Source organism: Brachybacterium sp. GCM10030267 (genome assembly GCF_042666875.1).
Classification (GTDB): Bacteria; Actinomycetota; Actinomycetes; order Actinomycetales; family Dermabacteraceae; genus Brachybacterium.
Genome location: NZ_JBHTCX010000012.1, coordinates 263802 through 280373, shown reverse-complemented (window position 1 = coordinate 280373; position 16572 = coordinate 263802). Strand labels below are relative to the sequence as shown.

13 protein-coding genes are annotated in these 16572 nt (G+C 71.8%); 8 read left to right on the top strand and 5 right to left on the bottom strand.

Annotated features, from left to right (window positions below; all coding sequences use genetic code 11):
- Positions 1-133 precede the first annotated feature (133 nt).
- Both ACFQS2_RS12345 and sixA read left to right on the top strand, forming a co-directional pair.
- A complete protein-coding gene (locus tag ACFQS2_RS12345; protein ID WP_377017032.1) occupies positions 134-859 on the top strand; it encodes a beta-ketoacyl-ACP reductase in 726 nt (241 codons plus the stop codon).
- A gap of 52 nt (positions 860-911) precedes the next feature.
- Positions 912-1439, top strand: a complete 528-nt coding sequence (sixA, locus tag ACFQS2_RS12340; RefSeq protein WP_377793924.1) for a phosphohistidine phosphatase SixA — start codon at positions 912-914, stop codon at positions 1437-1439.
- Positions 1440-1442: 3 nt separating this feature from the next.
- Here sixA and serB read toward each other — a convergent pair whose 3' ends face one another.
- Both serB and glgC read right to left on the bottom strand, forming a co-directional pair.
- Positions 1443-2132, bottom strand: coding sequence for a phosphoserine phosphatase SerB (gene serB, locus ACFQS2_RS12335; protein ID WP_377793923.1), 690 nt, complete (start codon positions 2130-2132; stop codon positions 1443-1445).
- Positions 2129-3370 carry a glucose-1-phosphate adenylyltransferase gene (glgC, locus tag ACFQS2_RS12330; RefSeq protein ID WP_377017038.1) on the bottom strand — a complete coding sequence of 414 codons (1242 nt, stop codon included), beginning with the start codon at positions 3368-3370 and terminating at the stop codon, positions 2129-2131. Before glgC ends, serB begins: the two co-directional genes overlap by 4 nt.
- 49 nt (positions 3371-3419) lie before the next feature.
- Here glgC and glgA point away from each other — a divergent pair, with 49 nt between their 5' ends.
- The gene (gene glgA / locus ACFQS2_RS12325; RefSeq protein WP_377793922.1) at positions 3420-4658 is read left to right on the top strand and encodes a glycogen synthase; all 1239 of its coding nucleotides are present in this window, start codon (positions 3420-3422) and stop codon (positions 4656-4658) included.
- Positions 4659-4757: 99 nt separating this feature from the next.
- Here glgA and ACFQS2_RS12320 read toward each other — a convergent pair whose 3' ends face one another.
- A complete protein-coding gene (locus ACFQS2_RS12320; RefSeq protein ID WP_377793921.1) occupies positions 4758-5537 on the bottom strand; it encodes a hypothetical protein in 780 nt (259 codons plus the stop codon).
- Entirely contained in the window at positions 5534-7081 is a 1548-nt protein-coding gene (locus ACFQS2_RS12315) for an RNB domain-containing ribonuclease (protein ID WP_377793920.1), read from the bottom strand. The genes ACFQS2_RS12320 and ACFQS2_RS12315 overlap by 4 nt, the downstream gene beginning before the upstream one ends.
- A 155-nt stretch (positions 7082-7236) precedes the next feature.
- Between ACFQS2_RS12315 and ACFQS2_RS12310 the strand changes: the two genes are divergently transcribed.
- Both ACFQS2_RS12310 and ACFQS2_RS12305 read left to right on the top strand, forming a co-directional pair.
- Positions 7237-8031, top strand: coding sequence for an ABC transporter ATP-binding protein (locus ACFQS2_RS12310; RefSeq protein WP_377017046.1), 795 nt, complete (start codon positions 7237-7239; stop codon positions 8029-8031).
- Positions 8032-8104: 73 nt separating this feature from the next.
- Positions 8105-8929 (top strand): TrmH family RNA methyltransferase, encoded by an 825-nt coding sequence (locus ACFQS2_RS12305; protein ID WP_377017274.1) that lies wholly within the window; start codon positions 8105-8107, stop codon positions 8927-8929.
- A 128-nt stretch (positions 8930-9057) separates the two neighbouring features.
- Here ACFQS2_RS12305 and ACFQS2_RS12300 read toward each other — a convergent pair whose 3' ends face one another.
- Positions 9058-10089: an NAD(P)-dependent alcohol dehydrogenase gene (locus tag ACFQS2_RS12300; RefSeq protein ID WP_377017048.1), complete on the bottom strand. Its 1032-nt coding sequence runs from the start codon at positions 10087-10089 to the stop codon at positions 9058-9060.
- A gap of 221 nt (positions 10090-10310) precedes the next feature.
- On the opposite strand from ACFQS2_RS12300, the gene ACFQS2_RS12295 reads away from it, so the two are divergent.
- The 3 genes from ACFQS2_RS12295 to ACFQS2_RS12285 all read left to right on the top strand — a co-directional run bounded on the left by ACFQS2_RS12295 (position 10311) and on the right by ACFQS2_RS12285 (position 16503).
- Positions 10311-11252 (top strand): hypothetical protein, encoded by a 942-nt coding sequence (locus ACFQS2_RS12295; RefSeq protein ID WP_377017050.1) that lies wholly within the window; start codon positions 10311-10313, stop codon positions 11250-11252.
- Positions 11249-12958 carry a DNA polymerase Y family protein gene (locus ACFQS2_RS12290; protein ID WP_377017052.1) on the top strand — a complete coding sequence of 570 codons (1710 nt, stop codon included), beginning with the start codon at positions 11249-11251 and terminating at the stop codon, positions 12956-12958. The genes ACFQS2_RS12295 and ACFQS2_RS12290 overlap by 4 nt, the downstream gene beginning before the upstream one ends.
- Positions 12959-13077: 119 nt before the next feature.
- A complete protein-coding gene (locus ACFQS2_RS12285) occupies positions 13078-16503 on the top strand; it encodes an error-prone DNA polymerase (protein ID WP_377017054.1) in 3426 nt (1141 codons plus the stop codon).
- Positions 16504-16572 lie beyond the last annotated feature (69 nt).

The following is a 16572-nucleotide window of genomic DNA, read 5'->3' as shown; positions in this document are numbered from 1 at the left end:
CTCGCCCCGTATCGTAGAGCACGCCCGCCCCACGAGGCCTGCTGTCTCCAGTGGACGGGCCGTGCATGCCCACGACGCCTGCGGGGCAGCACTCCGCACGTCCTCTCAGCCGATTTCGCAGCAAGGAGCCACGATGACCGACGCCACCCCCGAGCCGCGCAGTGTCCTGATCACCGGTGGGAACCGGGGCATCGGACGATCCATCGCGGAGGAGTTCCTCCGCCGCGGCGACAAGGTGGCCGTGACCAGCAGGTCCGGTGAAGGCGGTCCTGATGGTGCCCTCACCGTCGGCGCCGACGTTACCGACGGCGACAGTCTCGATGCGGCGATCAAGGCCGCTGAGGAGGCTCACGGCCCCATCGAGGTGCTGGTGGCCAACGCCGGGATCACGGATGATCAGCTGCTGATGCGGATGAGTGACGACTCCTTCGAGTCGGTGCTGGACACGAACCTCACCGGTTCATTCCGCACCGTCAAGCGCGTCATCAAGTCCATGATCCGCAAGAAGAAGGGCCGCATCGTGCTGATCAGCTCCGTGGTGGGCCTGTACGGCTCTCCCGGACAGGTCAACTACGCGGCCTCGAAGTCGGGCCTCATCGGCATCGCCCGTGCGCTGACCCGTGAGCTCGGCTCCCGGGGCATCACGGCCAACGTGGTCGCCCCCGGCTACATCGACACCGAGATGACCCAGGCGCTGTCCGAGGACCAGCAGTCCACCTACCGTGCGGCGATCCCGGCGGGACGGTTCGCCGAGCCGGACGAGGTGGCCCGCGTGGTGGCCTTCGTCGCCAGCGACGACGCCGCCTACATCTCCGGCGCCGTGATCCCGGTCGACGGTGGTCTCGGCATGGGACACTGATCCGCATCCGGATCGACTGCAGACCCTCGAACAAAGGCGTGAACGTACCCCCATGTCATCCTCCGACCCCGACTCCCGCCTGCTGCTGCTGATGCGCCACGGCAAGGCGGACAGCGGTTCCGGACAACCGGACCATGAGCGTCCGCTCGCCGAGCGGGGACGGTCCCAGGCGCGGCTGGTGGGGGAGTACCTCGAGTCGCAGAACGTCCGGGTCTCCCGCGTGCTGGTCTCGGACGCACTGCGCACGACGCAGACGTGGGACGCCGTGCGGGCCGCGATGCCCGACTTCGACGGCAAGGTCACCCTCCACGAGGACATCTACAGCGGCGGTGCGGGCGAGGTGCTCTCCCTGCTGCACGACGTCAAGGACAAGCATCCCGTGGTGATGGTCGTCGGGCATGAGCCGACGATGGCCTCGCTGGTCTCACTGCTGGCCGGCGACCACTCAGACCCGGGATCGGTCGCCCAGGCGCGCATCGGGATGCCCACCGGCGGAATGGGCGTCCTCTCGGGCGATCTGGCGCACTGGGATCAGCTCGAGGAGAAGACGCTGACGCTGCACACCATCGTGCGGCCCTGACCTTCAGCTCCGGGCGGCTGCCTCCAGGTGCGGCCACGCATCCAGCAGCGATTCGCCGTCCAGGATCACGTCGGCCACCTCGCGCAGCGCCGGCTTCGCCCGGAACGCGATCCCGGTGCCGGCCGCCCTCAGCATCTCGCGGTCGTTGGCGCCGTCGCCCATCGCCACCACGCGGGAGGCGGGGATCGCGTAGTTTTCGGCGAGCTGCTCGAGGGTGCGGCGCTTCGCGGCCCCGTCGATGATCGGCCCGGCCACGTTCCCGGTGAAGCGCCCCTGGACCGTCTCGAAGCGGTTGGCGAGCACGTGATCGACGCCAGCTGAGGCGGCCAGCTCGTCGATCACCTCGTGGAACCCGCCGGAGACGAGAGCGATCTTCCAGCCGGCGGTCTTCGCGCGGTCGACGAGCTCGAGCACTCCGGGCGTTGGCTCCAGCACGTCGCGCACCTGCGCGAGCACGGACTCGTCGAGTCCCTCGAGCAGCGCCACCCGCGCGCGCAGCGACTGGGAGAAATCGAGCTCTCCGCGCATCGCGGCGGCGGTGATCTCCTCGACCCGGTCGCGCACTCCCGCATGGTCGGCCACCAGCTCGATGACCTCCTGGGTCAGGAACGTCGAGTCGACATCGGAGACCAGGAGCCCGGCCACCTCGGTGGCCGGCGAGGCGTGCGTGGTCGGCGAGGCCTCCGCGCTCACGGCTCGATGACCGTTCCCTTGCCGATCACGGTGATCCCCGAGTCGGTGACGACCCAGCCGCGGGCGCGGTCGGCCTCCGGATCCAGCCCGATCTGCGTGCGCGGCGGGACCACGATGTTCTTGTCGAGGATCGCGCGGTGGATCTGGCTGTGGCGGCCCACGGAGACACCGTCCATGATCACCGAGTCCGAGACCGTCGACCACGAGTTCAGCCGCACCCCGGGCGAGACCACCGAGTTCGAGATCTGCGATCCGGAGACGACCACTCCGGGGGAGATGATCGAATCGACCGCGGTGCCCACGCGCCCCGGACCGGCGTGGACGAACTTCGCCGGCGGCACCGTGCGGTGACCGGTGAACGTCTGCCACGCGTCGTTGTACAGGTTGAACACCGGGTGGATAGCGATCAGGTCCATGTGGGCGTCGTAGAAGGCGTCCAGGGTCCCGACGTCGCGCCAGTAGTCGCGGTCGCGGTCGGTGGAGCCGGGGACATCGTTGTGGATGAAGTCGTAGACGCCGGCCGCCTGCTGCTGGACGAAGTAGGGCACGATGTCGCCGCCCATGTCGTGCTTGCTGGAGTCGTCCTGCGCGTCCCGGGTGACGGCCTCGACCAGCGCGTCGGCGGTGAAGATGTAGTTGCCCATCGAGGCGAGGATGGAGCCGGGATCATCGGCGAGCCCCTCGGTCTGGGTCGGCTTCTCGACGAACGCCTTGATCGCCGTCGGGTCCGACGGGTCGGTCTCGATCACGCCGAACTGGTCGGACTGGTCGATGGGCTGACGGATCGCGGCGACCGTGCAGGGCCTGCCGGATTCGATGTGAGCATCGAGCATCTGGGAGAAGTCCATGCGATAGACATGGTCGGCGCCGACGACGACCACGTAATCCGGCTTCTCCTCGTGGATGAGGTTCAGGGACTGGTAGATCGCGTCGGAGGAGCCGCGGTACCAGTGCTTGCCCATACGCTGCTGCGCGGGCACGGGAGCGACGTAGTTGCCCAGCAGGGAGCTCATGCGCCAGGTGGAGGCGATGTGCTTGTCCAGGGAGTGGGACTTGTACTGCGTCAGCACCACGATGCGCAGGTACCCGGAGTTGACGATGTTCGACAGGGCGAAGTCGATCAGACGATAGATGCCGCCGAAGGGTACGGCGGGCTTGGCCCGGTCGAGGGTCAGGGGCATCAGCCGCTTCCCCTCGCCGCCGGCGAGAACGATGGCGAGGACCTTCTTGGACGACATGGTGCGAGGATAGTCCAGACGTGGCAGCCATCACGCCGGGACCGGCACAATGGGACGCTCGAGGCGCTGGGCCCGAGCAGAGAGGGAGTCCGAGATGCGCGTGGATCTGCTCACCAAGGAGTATCCGCCGGAGGTGTACGGCGGCGCCGGGGTGCACGTGGCCGAGCTGACCCGGGTGCTGCGACCCCACATAGACGTCCGTGTGCGCGCATTCGGCGCCCAGCGGGACGAGCCCGGCACCTCCTCGTACGCCGCCCCTGTCGAGCTCGAGGGTGCCAACGCCTCCCTGACCACGCTGGGGACGGACCTGCTGATCGCAGCGGACTGCGCCGGGGCGGACCTGGTCCACTCCCACACCTGGTACGCCAACTTCGCCGGGCACATGGCCTCGCTGCTGCACGGCATGCCGCACGTGCTCTCCGCGCATTCGCTCGAGCCGCTGCGGCCGTGGAAGGCGGAGCAGCTCGGCGGCGGGTACCGGGTCAGCTCGTTCGCCGAGCGCACCGCCTACGAGGGCGCCGCCGGAGTGATCGCCGTCTCCGGCGGGATGCGCGAGGACATCCTGCGCGCCTACCCCACGGTCGACCCGGCACGGGTTCACGTTGTCCACAACGGCATCGACATCGAGCAGTGGGCGCCGAATCCGGAGACCTCCGCGCTGACCTCTCGCGGCATCGACCCGGAGGCGCCGACGATCGTGTTCGTCGGCCGCATCACCCGGCAGAAGGGGCTTCCCTACTTCCTGCGCGCGGTGCGCGGCCTGCCCGCCGATCACCAGGTGGTCCTGTGCGCCGGCGCGCCGGACACCGCGGAGATCGCCGCGGAGGTCGACGACCTGGTGAGCGAGCTCGCGGCGGAGCGGGGGAACGTCCATCTGATCTCCGAGCACCTGCCCCGCCATGAGCTCACCCAGGTCCTCACCCACGCGACCACCTTCGTGTGCCCGAGCGTGTACGAACCGCTGGGCATCGTGAATCTCGAGGCGATGGCCTGCGGCACCCCCGTGGTCGCCTCCGCCACCGGCGGGATCCCCGAGGTCGTGGCCGACGGGGAGACCGGGTACCTGGTGCCGATCGATCAGGTCAGCGACGGCACGGGCACCCCGGTCGACCCGGACCGCTTCGTCGCCGACCTCACCGAGGCACTGACCCGGATGCTCGCCGATCCTGCGCGAGCGAAGCAGATGGGGGAGGCCTCCCGCCGGCGCGCTGCGGAGCACTTCTCGTGGACCTCGATCGCCGAGCGCACGCTGGACGTCTACCGGACTGTGCTCGCACAGCGGCGCTGAGGGCTGCTCTGGGCGGAGCGGACGGAGCGGTCGGAGCGGTCGGTGTCTGTCTGGCCGCCCGACCGCCACGGCACCTCGGAGGGCGGCGACCGGTCGTGGTCAGCCCATCTCCGCGGCCACGATGCGCTCGACCGCTTCCACGAGCGCACCCCGGGCGACATCGTGGAGCTCGTCCAGCAGCCCGCGTCGTGCCAGGGCCTCCGAGAGATGCACGGTGTGGCCCGAGCCCTCGTCGATCTCCGAGCGGGTCAGGATCAGCGTGCGAGCCGCGAGCACCAGCAGGTGTGCCGCGCTGTCGTCGACATGGCGGGGGAGCGCGGTCGAGGTCCATGTCGGCGGGATCCGCGCGGACTCGGCCGGTTCGTCGGGCACCAGGTCCAGGTCGATGCTCCCCTCAGCCACGCGGCGCATGGCGCGCAGCAGCTCCTCCCGGGCGTGCCCCGAGGTGGCGGCCGGGGGGACCTGCGAGCCCACGGGGGCGTCGAAACGCTCCCAGGTCACGGCGTGGACCATGCCGCCCGGATCGGTGACCGAGGGGATCAGGGTGTGATCGGCGATCCCGGCGCCGGTGACCACGATCGCCTGTTCAGATTCGAGGGCAGCCGGGAGAGCCGCCGGAGGGCCGACCAGGCCGGCGATACGGCCGGGCACGGGGAGCACCAGCCGCAGCTGCGCCAGGGGCAGCCGTCGCAGCCCGGTCATCCAGGCGAAGAGGTTCTGGCCGCCGTCCCCGGGCCCGCTGCGCCCGACGCCGTAGCTCATCTCGGCGGCGTCATCGGGGCCGAGGTCCCCGCGCAGGTAGGCGGAGGCCCACAGCATCAGCACGGCGGCGCGGGGCAGGGCGACGAGATCCCGGGCCGACGGTCCCGCCGCGCTCATGCGGCACCCTCCTGGAGGGGGACGAACACCGCGCGGCCCGCCGTCGCCTCGACGGACTCCAGCCGCACGCGGACGACCTCGCCCATCTCGGCCTCCATCGGCACCCAGTCGGTGACCGGCGGGTCGGTCAGCTGGACCTCGACCCGGGTCGGCGTCGCGGTGCCGCCGTCGCCGGATTCGCTCGCCTCTCGGCGCTCGATCACGGCGGCCTCGAACGTCTCGCCCTCGAAGGCCGCCAGCGCCGCGGTCTCGACCAGGTCGATCGCCCGCCGTTCCAGCTCGCCCGCCGTCGAGCCCGTGCAGCGCATGGCATCGGGGATCTGCCCGAGGGCGGCGAGCAGCTCCGGTTCCGGCCGGCGCCCCTGGACATGCGCGTGGCACACCAGCAGCACGAAGCGGTCCACCAGCCGGCGCAGCGGCGCCGTGGTGTGTGCGTACGGGGCGGCGATCGCGGCCTGGGCAGGATCCTCGGGGATCTCCTCCCTGCTCGTGAAGGCCGCGTAGTCGGCGCCGCGGAACAGGGAGGTGGCCTGGTTCAGCAGAGCGAGGTGGGCCGGTTCGCGCCAGTCCAGGGAGCGCAGGTACTCCCCGTAGGCCTGGTCGTGGCGCCAGGGGACGCCGAGGATCTCGCTCTGGCGTCGGAAGCGATCGATTGCCCGCTGCTGTGCCGGTGGCATGGTGCGCAGGATCCCCGCGCCGTGCTCCAGCATCAGCTGGGCAGCGGCCATCCCGGTCATCAGCGAGATCTGTGCGTTGGCGTCCTCGATGGGGCGGGGGCGGCGCCAGGTCAGTCGTACCAGGTCGCCCTCGGCGATGATCTCCTGCTCGGGCACGTTCAGACTTGCGCCTCCGCGGTCCGCCTCGCGCTGGGCGCGCAGCTCGCCGATCTCCTGCAGCAGGGTCATCGTGGGGTGGCCCGTGCCCTGGTCGAGATCGTCCTGGACCCGGTCGTAGCTGAGCTTCTCGATCGACCGCACCTGCGAACGCTCCAGGTCGATGCGCTGGATCTCGCCGTCGGCATCGAGATCGAGCACCCAGACGAAAGCCGGCGTGCTCTGCCCGGGAAGCAGCGAGGCGGCGCCCTCGGAGAGCACCTCGGGGTGCAACGGGATCCGACGATCGGGGAGATAGACGGTCTCCCCGCGGCGCCGCGCCTCGTGATCGAGCGGACTGTCGAGCTCGACGAACGCGGGCACGTCGGCGATGGCGTACAGCACCCGGAAACCCTCGCCCCGGCGTTCTAGATGCATCGCCTGGTCGAGGTCCGTGGAGCTTTCCGGATCCAGGGTCACGAACGGGACACCGGTGCGGTCGGTGCGCTCGGCGCCGGCGATGTCGCGGGCCGCTGCGCGCTCCGCGTCGGCCAGAACGTCGGCGGGGAACTCCAGGGACAGGTTCTCGCCGTAGGTGCTGAGCAGGGCGTCGATGCCCTCGCGGATCACAGCGGCCGCGACCGACCCTCGCGGGGCGTGCACAGAGACGGGGCGGTGCGGCACATCGACCTCCTGGATCGGCGGTTCGGGCGCGGTCAGTCTAGAGGTCACGCGCGCTCCATACGCGGCCGCGGATCGGGCGCGATCGTCGAGGGTGCGAGCGCGTGCACATGCCCCTGCATGAGGGGCGGCACGTGAGCACTCCGACGTCTCGAACCGGCGCCGGCGCGTCACGTGGGCACGGATCCGGACGATAGGCTCGGACCATGGCCGTCGCAGCAGCTTCACTGACCGATGTCGTCGTCCGCCGCTCGGGACACAACATTCTCGACTCCCTCTCCCTGGACATCGCCGAGGGCGAGCGCTGGGCGGTCCTGGGGCCCAACGGCGCCGGGAAGTCGACCCTGATCCTCCTGCTCGCCGCGCGCATGCACCCCACCAGCGGCACGGTGCGGATCATCGGCGAACAGCTCGGCAAGGTCGACATCTTCGAACTGCGCCCGATGATCGGACTGGCCAGCCAGGAGCTGGCCGACACCATCCCGGCGGACGAGACCGCGCAGAACGTCGTGGTCACCGCGGGATACGGGGTCGTAGGCCGGTGGCGCGAAGCCTACGACGACATCGACCTCCAGCGTGCCCGCACCCTGCTGGCCGCCTTCGGCGTCGGTGACCTCGCCGAGCGCATGTTCGGCACGCTGTCCACGGGGGAGCGCAAGCGCGTCCTGGCGGCGCGTGCCCTCATGACCGACCCCGAGCTGCTGCTGCTGGACGAGCCCGCCGCGGGCCTGGATCTCGGCGGCCGGGAATCGCTGGTGCGCACACTCGGCCGCCTGGCGAAGGACCCCGCCACGCCGGTGACCGTACTGGTCACCCACCACGTCGAGGAGATTCCGCCCGGCTACACCCACGTGGCGCTGCTCCGCGACGGCGGCCTCGTCGCCGCCGGCCCGATCGAAGAGACCCTGACGTCGGAGAACCTCACGCGCACCTTCGGGCTGCCCCTGGTGGCCGAGCAGCACGGGGACCGCTTCACCGCGCGCTCCCTGTCGCTGGACTGACCCCGCTGTGCCCGACCCGCAGCTGCACCGGATCACCGATCTCTCGGATCCGGCGCTGGATGACTACCTGCGCATGACCGACGTGCGGCTGCGCTCGCGCGTGGAGGTCGAGCGCGGCCTGTTCATGGCCGAGAGCTATGAGGTGATCTCGCGCGCGATCGAGGCAGGCATGCAGCCGCGCTCGTTCCTCATGAGCGAGAAGTGGCTGGAGCGGTTCGCCCCGCTGTACACGCGCTTCCCCGACGCTGCCGTGTTCGTGGGCGAGGAGGCGCTGATCGAGCAGCTGACCGGGTTCCATCTCCACCGCGGGGCCCTGGCCTCGATGCAGCGCCCGCAGCTGCCCCGCACCGCCGACGTGCTGGCCACGGCCCGCACCGTCGCCGTGCTCGAGGACATCGTCGACCACACCAACGTGGGAGCGATGTTCCGCTCCGCCGCCGCTCTCGGCGTCGACGCGGTGCTGGTCTCCCCGCGCTGCGCCGACCCGCTCTACCGCCGGTCCATCCGCGTCTCGATGGGCACCGTGTTCCAGGTGCCGTGGACGCGCCTGGGAGCCTGGCCGCATGCGCCGCACCCACCAGGGGAGGACGGGCCGCACGACGGCGTCGACCTGCTGCACGATGCCGGTTTCGACGTCCTCGCTCTGGCGCTCACCGACAGCGCGGTCGCGCTGGACCAGGTCGACCTGCGTGGCGGCCGCAAGGTCGCGTTCGTCCTCGGGGCAGAAGGGCACGGCCTGACGAACGCCACGCTGAAGGCGGCCGACGAGCACGTGGTGATCCCGATGGCCGGCGGCGTCGACTCACTGAACGTCGCGGCCGCCAGCGCGGTCGTGTTCTGGCAGCGGCGAGCAGCTCTCGCGGCCCCCGGAGAGAACCACGCCTCCGACACCGCGTGAATTCCGCGAAACCGTGGGAACTGGGGACGCATTCCCACGGTTCCACGGATCTTGCGTGCTGGTGATCGCTGTCCGGGCCCCTGGCGAGTTCGCGCCTCAGGGATTCGCGTCGCAGGGAATGGCGCGTCTCAGAGGGTGATCTGCAGCTTCACGTCCGTCGGCCGTCCTTCGAGGAACCGTTCGAAGGCCTGCACGGAGTCCTCGAAGGCGAAGGACTGCGAGACGAAGCGGCTGAGGTCCACGGCATCGCTCGCGGCGAGGTCGATCGCCTTCTGGTACACGTTGGCGTAGCGGAACACCGTCTCGATCGAGACGCCTCGGCTCTGCGCGGTGGCGATGTCGAAGGGCACCGGGTCGACCGGCATGCCCACCAGCACGATCCGGCCGCCGGGCGCCGGCAGGGACCAGAGGTTCTTGTAGGCAGGGGCGGCGCCGGAGGCCTCGAAGACGACCTGAGGTCCCCATCCGCCGGTCTCCGCGCGCACCCGCTCCCCGAGGTCCTCCTGGGTGGCGTCGACGGGGACGATGCCCTCCAGTCCGTCGAGCAGTTCGAGCTTCTGGGGCTGGACATCGCTGATGAACACACGGCTGGCGCCGCCGGCGCGTGCAGCCAGAGCGGTCATGATCCCGATGGTGCCGCTGCCCACGATCGCGGCGACATCACCCGGAGCGATGCCGGCCTTGGTGGCGGCGAACATTCCCACGGAGAACGGCTCGATGAGCGCGCCCTCGGCGAAGCTCAGGGATTCGGGGAGCTTGTACGTGTACGACGCGGGGTGGACGACCTCATCGGTCAGGCACCCGTCGACCGGAGGAGTGGCCCAGAACCGGACCCCGGGATCGACGTTGTAGTTGCCCTCGCGCACGGCCCGCGAGGAAGGATCCGGCACGCCGGGCTCCATCGCCACGCGATCACCGGGGGAGAGGTGGGTGACGCCCTCGCCGACCTCGACCACGGTGCCGGCGCCCTCGTGGCCCAGCACCATGGGCTCCTTGACGACGAACGGGCCGATCTTGCCGTCGGTCCAATAGTGCACGTCAGAGGCGCAGATCCCGACCGTGTGCATCGCGATGCGAACCTCACCGGGCCCCGGCGACCCGGCGGGCTCGACCTCCTCGATGGACATGCGGTTCTTCTCCTGCAGCACCAGTGCGCGCATGAGCGGTCCTCTCCGTGGGGGTACGTCGGTGGGCTTGGACTCATCATCGCAAAGAGTCCGGCCGGCGGCCGCGAGTGCCCAGCGCCGTCTGTCGGACCCTCCTGCGAGTCTTCGCACTGTTGTTCGATGTGAAGACCCCCTCTCTTGAGCACACCTCCATCCGGGCGTAGCATTCGAACTGTTGTTCGAACGACGAGGAGGGTGGCGGTACGGAGGTGACCATGAGCGCGGCAGTCCCGCAGGCGACGCAGGAGGAGCGGCTTCATCGCGCCCGCGCGGCTCTCGGCGCGGCCGAACGCAGCGCCGCCCGGTGGGGCGGACCGATCGATCGCACCGCTTTGCGCAGTCTCGAGGGCGGGAGGTCCGCTGCCCCTGCGCCCCCGGGAGCCGCTCCCGCAGGCACCTCGACCTCCGCCTCACCTGCCTCCGCCCCGGCTCCCATCGCGCCCGGTCAGGTCTCCGGGACCCTGCTGCCGGTCCCGGCCCCGCTGGCCGGCCTCTTCCCTCACGCCGGTCTGAGCGCGGGCGGCTCGGTGGCGGTCGAAGGGGCCGCCACCACGTCGCTGCTGCTCGCCCTCGCGGTCGCCGCGGCAGGGGAGGACTCCTGGTGCGCGGTGGCGGGGATGCCCGATCTCGGGCTCCGCTCCGCCCTCGATGCCGGGCTGGATCCCGAGCGTCTCGCCCTCGCCCCGGCCTCGGGGGAGCAGCGTCCGCAGGTGCTCACCGCTCTGGCCGACGGAGTGGGAGTGCTCGTGCTCGGCCCCGACCTCGAGCTCACCCCAGCGCTGTGGCGCAGTCTGCTCAGCCGGGTGCGCAGTGCGGACACCCTGGTCCTGGCCGCACGTCCCCCCGGCCGGGCAGACATCACCCTGACCTCCACCACCCGCGTCTGGCACGGGCTCGGCCAGGGCTCGGGGCGTCTGCGCCGACGCCGGCTCGCAGTCGCCTCCACCGGTCGCGGCATCGCCGGGCACCAGGAGGTCGAGGTCCTGCTCCCGCACGCCGGAGGGATGGTCGAGGCCGTCTCCGCGACGGCGGATGCACCCTCGACCGCGCCCGCCGCGCCGCGGGGGCCTGCGGGTGCCGCCTCCTCCACGGAGCGCGCGGACATCGCTCCCGTCGCCTCCCACCTCACCCTGCACGATGCGCGGAGGGCGGGATGAGCACCCTCGAGAGGAACGCCGCCACCCGGACCGTCGCCGTCATCGTCCCGGACTGGCCGCTGGTCGCGGCGCTGGACCGCCATCAGCGTCGCCTCGAGACCGACGGGGCCGACGGGACGATCGACCCCGCCCATGATCCGGTGATCCTCGTCGACCAGTATCGCCTCACCCATGCGGGAGCCGCCGCCCGGGAGGCCGGGGCGCTGCCGGGGATGAAGCTCCGGGCCGCCCGCGCGGCCTGCCCCGAGGCGCTGGTGCTGGAGGCCGACCGGGAGCATGAGTCCTCCCTGTTCGAGCTGGTCGCCGCCGCCGTGGACACCGTCGCCGCGGGGGTCGACGTGCTGCGGCCGGGCACCGTGCTGATGGCGGCCCGCGGCCCCTCTCGCCACCACGGCGGGGAGGAGGCCCTGGCCGAGGCGATCATCGATGCCGTCGCCGACCTCACCGGCTGGGACTGCAGCGTCGGGATCGCCGACGGTCCCTTCGCAGCGCTGCTGGCAGCCACGCCCGGACGCATCGTCCACCCCGGCCGCAGCGCCGACTACCTCGCCCCGCACCCGATCGCCGCGCTCGGCAGCGCCCCCGTCGGCCCCGGGTGGGGCCATCGCGGCCAGCCCGCCGCGACCCGGCCCGGACGCCGGCTGGATCTGGCCGAGACGGTGGACCTGCTCCAGCGTCTGGGGATCGCCACCCTGGGGGATCTCGCGGCCCTGCCCTCCGCCGCGGTCGCCGATCGTTTCGGTCCCGATGTCGCCACGCTGCACCTGCTGGCCCGCGGCCAGGAGCCGGCCCCGCCCGCCACGCACCATCCCACTCAGCCGATCCTGGCCGAGACCACCCTGGAGACGCCGCTGGTGCGCACCGACCAGGCGGCCTTCATCGCGCGTCCGCTGGCCGAGGAGCTGCACGGGATGCTGGTGGACCGCGGCCTGGTGTGCACGCGGCTGCGGATCGTGGCGCGCACCGAGGGCGGCGAGGAGATGGAGCGCACCTGGCGGCACGACGGCGCGCTGAGCGTCGCCGACGTCGTCGACCGCATCCGCTGGCAGTGCGACGGCTGGATCACCCGCTCGCGGCTCGGGGGACCGGCGACCGGCGCGATCACCCGGCTCGGTCTGCACCCGCTGCAGCTGGCGCCGGCGGGGGAGAGCGCCCCGGCGCTGTGGGGCAGCGCGGGGGAGGCGGCTCAGCGGGCCTCGCGGGCCTTCGCCCGTGCTCAGGGTCTGGCGGGGGAGGACGCGGTCCAGGTCCCCGCCGTGGTCGGAGGACGGCTGCTGGCCGAGGAGGTGCAGCTGGTGCCCTGGCGTGCGGAGAAGCCTGCCCGGCGTGAGGGCCCCTGGCCGGGGTCGCTGCCGCGCCCCGTGCCCGCCACGGTGTTCCGCGAGCCGCCGGCGGTCGCCCTCGAGGACGCCGAGGGGCGGCCCGTCGTGGTCACCGCCCGCGGTCTGCTCAGCGCCCCGCCCGCCCGTCTTCTGGTCGCCGCGCCCGGGACGCCTCTGCTGCAGCGGACGGGGCTGCGCGCCGGCTCCCCGCACCCGGTGCTCGCCCACGGTGCTCCCACCGTGATCGACGAGCGCTGGTGGACCCGCGACGGCAACCGCTCGGCCCGTCTGCAGCTGGTGGTGCGCGGCGCGAGCGCGGAGGAGACCGCCGTGCTGGCCCTGTCCCGCACCGGCCGCTGGTCGCTGGAAGGACTGTACGACTGATCGACGTACTGCGAGGAACGAGCGGTAGGAGACCAGTCAGAGAGCAGAGTCTGATCGACGTACTGCGAGGAACGAGCGGTAGGAGACCAGTCAGAGAGCAGAGTCGGAGGAGAAGAGCGATGGCCGGATGGTTCCTGGGGCCGCCCGCGTGGAAGGATCTCGAGGCGATCCTCTCGGACCGCCCTGCCCAGGTGACGACCCCGCCGGTCGTCGTCGAGAAGCCCGCCGCGCCGGCCGGCGACACCTACCGCCCGACCGCGAGCGTCGATTACGCCGAGCTGCACGCCCATTCGCATTTCAGCTTCCTCGACGGCGCCTCGAGCCCGGAGGACATGGTCGAGCAGGCCGCCCGGCTGGGACTGGGGGCCATCACCCTCGTGGATCACGACGGACTGCCCGGCGCGGTGCGCTTCGCACGCACCGCGGGGGAGCAGGGCATCGCCACGGTGTTCGGGGCCGAGCTCACCCTCGGTCTCGAACCGGGCTCCGAGGCGGCGAGCGCCACCCCGGTGACCTCCGCGCCCCGCACCGGCATCAGCGACCCGGACGGGGAGCACCTGCTGGTGCTGGTGCGCGACACGGACGGGTACCGGCAGCTGTCGGCGGCCATCGCCCGCGCCCACCTCGACAGCGGGGAGAAGGGCACCCCCCGCTACCGGCTGGCCGAGCTGAGCCGTGCGGCGCGGGAGGGGCACTGGCAGATCCTCACCGGCTGCCGCAAGGGATCGGTGACCCGCGCCGTCGCCCCGCACCTGGAGGTGGGGGATCTGGAGGGTGCGGCCCAGGCCGCGGCCGAGGCGATCGCCCGGCTGCTGGAGCTGTTCGGCGCGGGCAATGTGGCCGTCGAGCTGGTCGCCGGCGGCGGGGGAGCGGCCGACGAGCTCCACGACGCCCTGGCCCAGGGTGCTCGCCTGGTGCGGGAGTCCCACGGGCTCGACGAGATCTCCCTGCCGCTGGTGGCCACCACCAACGCCCACTACGCGCGGCCGGTCGACAAGCATGTGGCCGACACCCATGCCGCGCTGCGCGCCGGGGTGCCGCTGGCCGAGGCGGATCCCTACCTCTCCTCCCGCCCCGCTCATCTGCGCAGCGGCGAGGAGATGGTCCAGCTGCTGCCCCGCTACCCGCGCGCGATCTCGGCCGCCGCGCGGCTGGGCCGGGACTGCGCCCTGGACCTCCACCTGCTCGCTCCGAACCTGCCCCCGTTCCCGGTGCCGGCCGGGCACGACGAGACCAGCTGGCTGATCGAGCTGGTCGAGATCGAGGGCCGCGAGCGCTACGGCCCCCGGCCCACGCCCGAGACCCCCGAGCGGGTTCCCGGGGCGTGGGCGCAGATCGATCACGAGCTGGAGGTCATCACCGGCCTGGGCTTTCCCGGATACTTCCTGATCGTCCACGACATCATCGCGTTCTGCCTGGATGAGGGGATCCTCGCCCAGGGGCGCGGCTCGGCCGCGAACTCCGCGGTCTGCTACGCGCTGGGCATCACGGCGGTCGAGCCCGTCGGCCACCAGCTGCTGTTCGAACGGTTCCTGGCCCCGGAGCGGGACGGCCCGCCGGACATCGACATCGACATCGCCTCCGACCGCCGCGAGGAGGTCATCCAGTACGTCTACGAGCGCTACGGCCGGGAGAACGCCGCGCAGGTCGCCAACGTCATCACCTATCGCGCCAAGCTCGCGGTGCGCGATGCCGCCCGGGCGCTCGGCTACGACACCGGCGCGCAGGACGGCTTCTCCCGCCGCGTCGAGCGTTCCTTCTCCTCACTGGCCGGGGCGGAGATCCCCCAGGACGTGGTCGACCTCGCCCGGTCGCTGCGCGATGCCCCGCGCCACCTGGGCATCCACTCCGGGGGGATGGTGCTGTGCGACCGCCCGGTGATCGAGGTGTGCCCCGTGCAGTGGGCGGCGATGGAGGACCGCAGCGTGCTGCAGTGGGACAAGGACGACTGCGCCGAGGCGGGCCTGGTCAAGTTCGATCTGCTGGGGCTGGGGATGCTCACCGCCCTGGATCATGCCCTGGCCCTGGTCGCCGAGCACCACGGCCAGCGCTTCGAGCTGCGCACCCTGCCGCAGGAGGACCCGGCGGTCTACGACATGCTGTGCGCCGGGGACAGCGTGGGCGTGTTCCAGGTGGAGTCCCGTGCCCAGATCTCCACCTTGCCGCGGCTGCGGCCCCGGGAGTTCTACGACCTGGTGGTGGAGGTGGCCCTGATCCGGCCCGGCCCCATCCAGGGCGGCTCCGTCCACCCCTACATCCGTCGCCGCGCCGGCGAGGAGGAGGTCACCTTCATCCATCCGCTGCTGGAGAAGTCCCTGGGCCGCACCCTGGGGATCCCGCTGTTCCAGGAGCAGCTGATGCAGATGGTGGTCGACGTCGCCGACTTCACGCCCGCCCAGGCCGACCGGCTGCGCCGCGCGATGGGATCCAAGCGCTCCACCGAGAAGATGCTCGAGCTCTCCGACGCGCTGTTCGCGGGGATGGCGGCGCACGGGATCACGGGGGAGGACGCCGAGGCGGTCCACCGCAAGCTGCTGGCCTTCGCCAACTACGGCTTCCCCGAGTCCCACGCCTACTCCTTCGCCTACCTGGTCTATGCCAGCTCGTACCTGAAGTGCCACTATCCGGCGGCGTTCACGGCGGCGCTGCTGCGCTCCCAGCCGATGGGCTTCTATTCGCCGCAGTCGCTGGTGGCCGATGCGCGCCGGCACGGCGTGCTCACCCGGGGCCCGGACGTGCTGGCCAGCCGCGCCCGCACCGATCTGGAGACCGACGCCGATCACCACGGGTACCGGGTCGATCCGCCGCGCCAGCAGGTCCAGGGGGAGGCGGCCGCGCAGGGCCCGGCGATCCGGCTGGGGCTGGACCAGGTGCGCTCGATCAGCACCGAGACCGCGGAGGCGATCGTCGCCGAGCGCGAGGAGCACGGCCCTTTCGTCTCGGTCCCGGATCTGGCCCGACGGGTCCAGCTCAGCGCCCGCCAGCTCGAGGCGCTGGCCACCGCGGGCGCTCTCGATCAGCTGGCCAGCTCCCGCCGGCAGGCGCTGTGGTCCGCCGGGGCCGCCGCCCAGGAGTCCCCGGAGACGCTGCCGCACCTGGCGGTGGGGGCCCGGGCCCCGATGCTGCCCGGCATGAGCGATACCGAGCTGGCCTCCGCCGATGCCTGGGCCACCGGGATCACGCTGGATGAGCACCCCATGGCGCTCGTGCGCGAACAGCTCACGGCCGAGAAGGTGCTGAGCATCGAGGGCACCCGGGCGGCGGAGGACTCCTCCCGGATCCGGGTGGCCGGGGTGATCACCCACCGCCAGCGGCCCGCGACCGCCGGGAACGTCACCTTCCTCAGCCTCGAGGACGAGACCGGGATCCTCAACGTGGTCTGCTCCCAGGGGTTCTGGCACCGTCACCGGGTGCTGCTGCGCACCTCCCGAGCGATCGTGCTGCGCGGGATTGTGGAGAACCGCAGCGGCGCGGTGAACCTGATGGCCGACGACGTGGCGTCCCTGGACCTGCCTGCGGCGGGCAGGTCCAGGGACTTCCAGTGAGCAGCGGTTCCCGGCGAGCCCGGATCGCCGGGAACCGCTCACGGACGTGCTGTGAGCCCGACCGTCCGG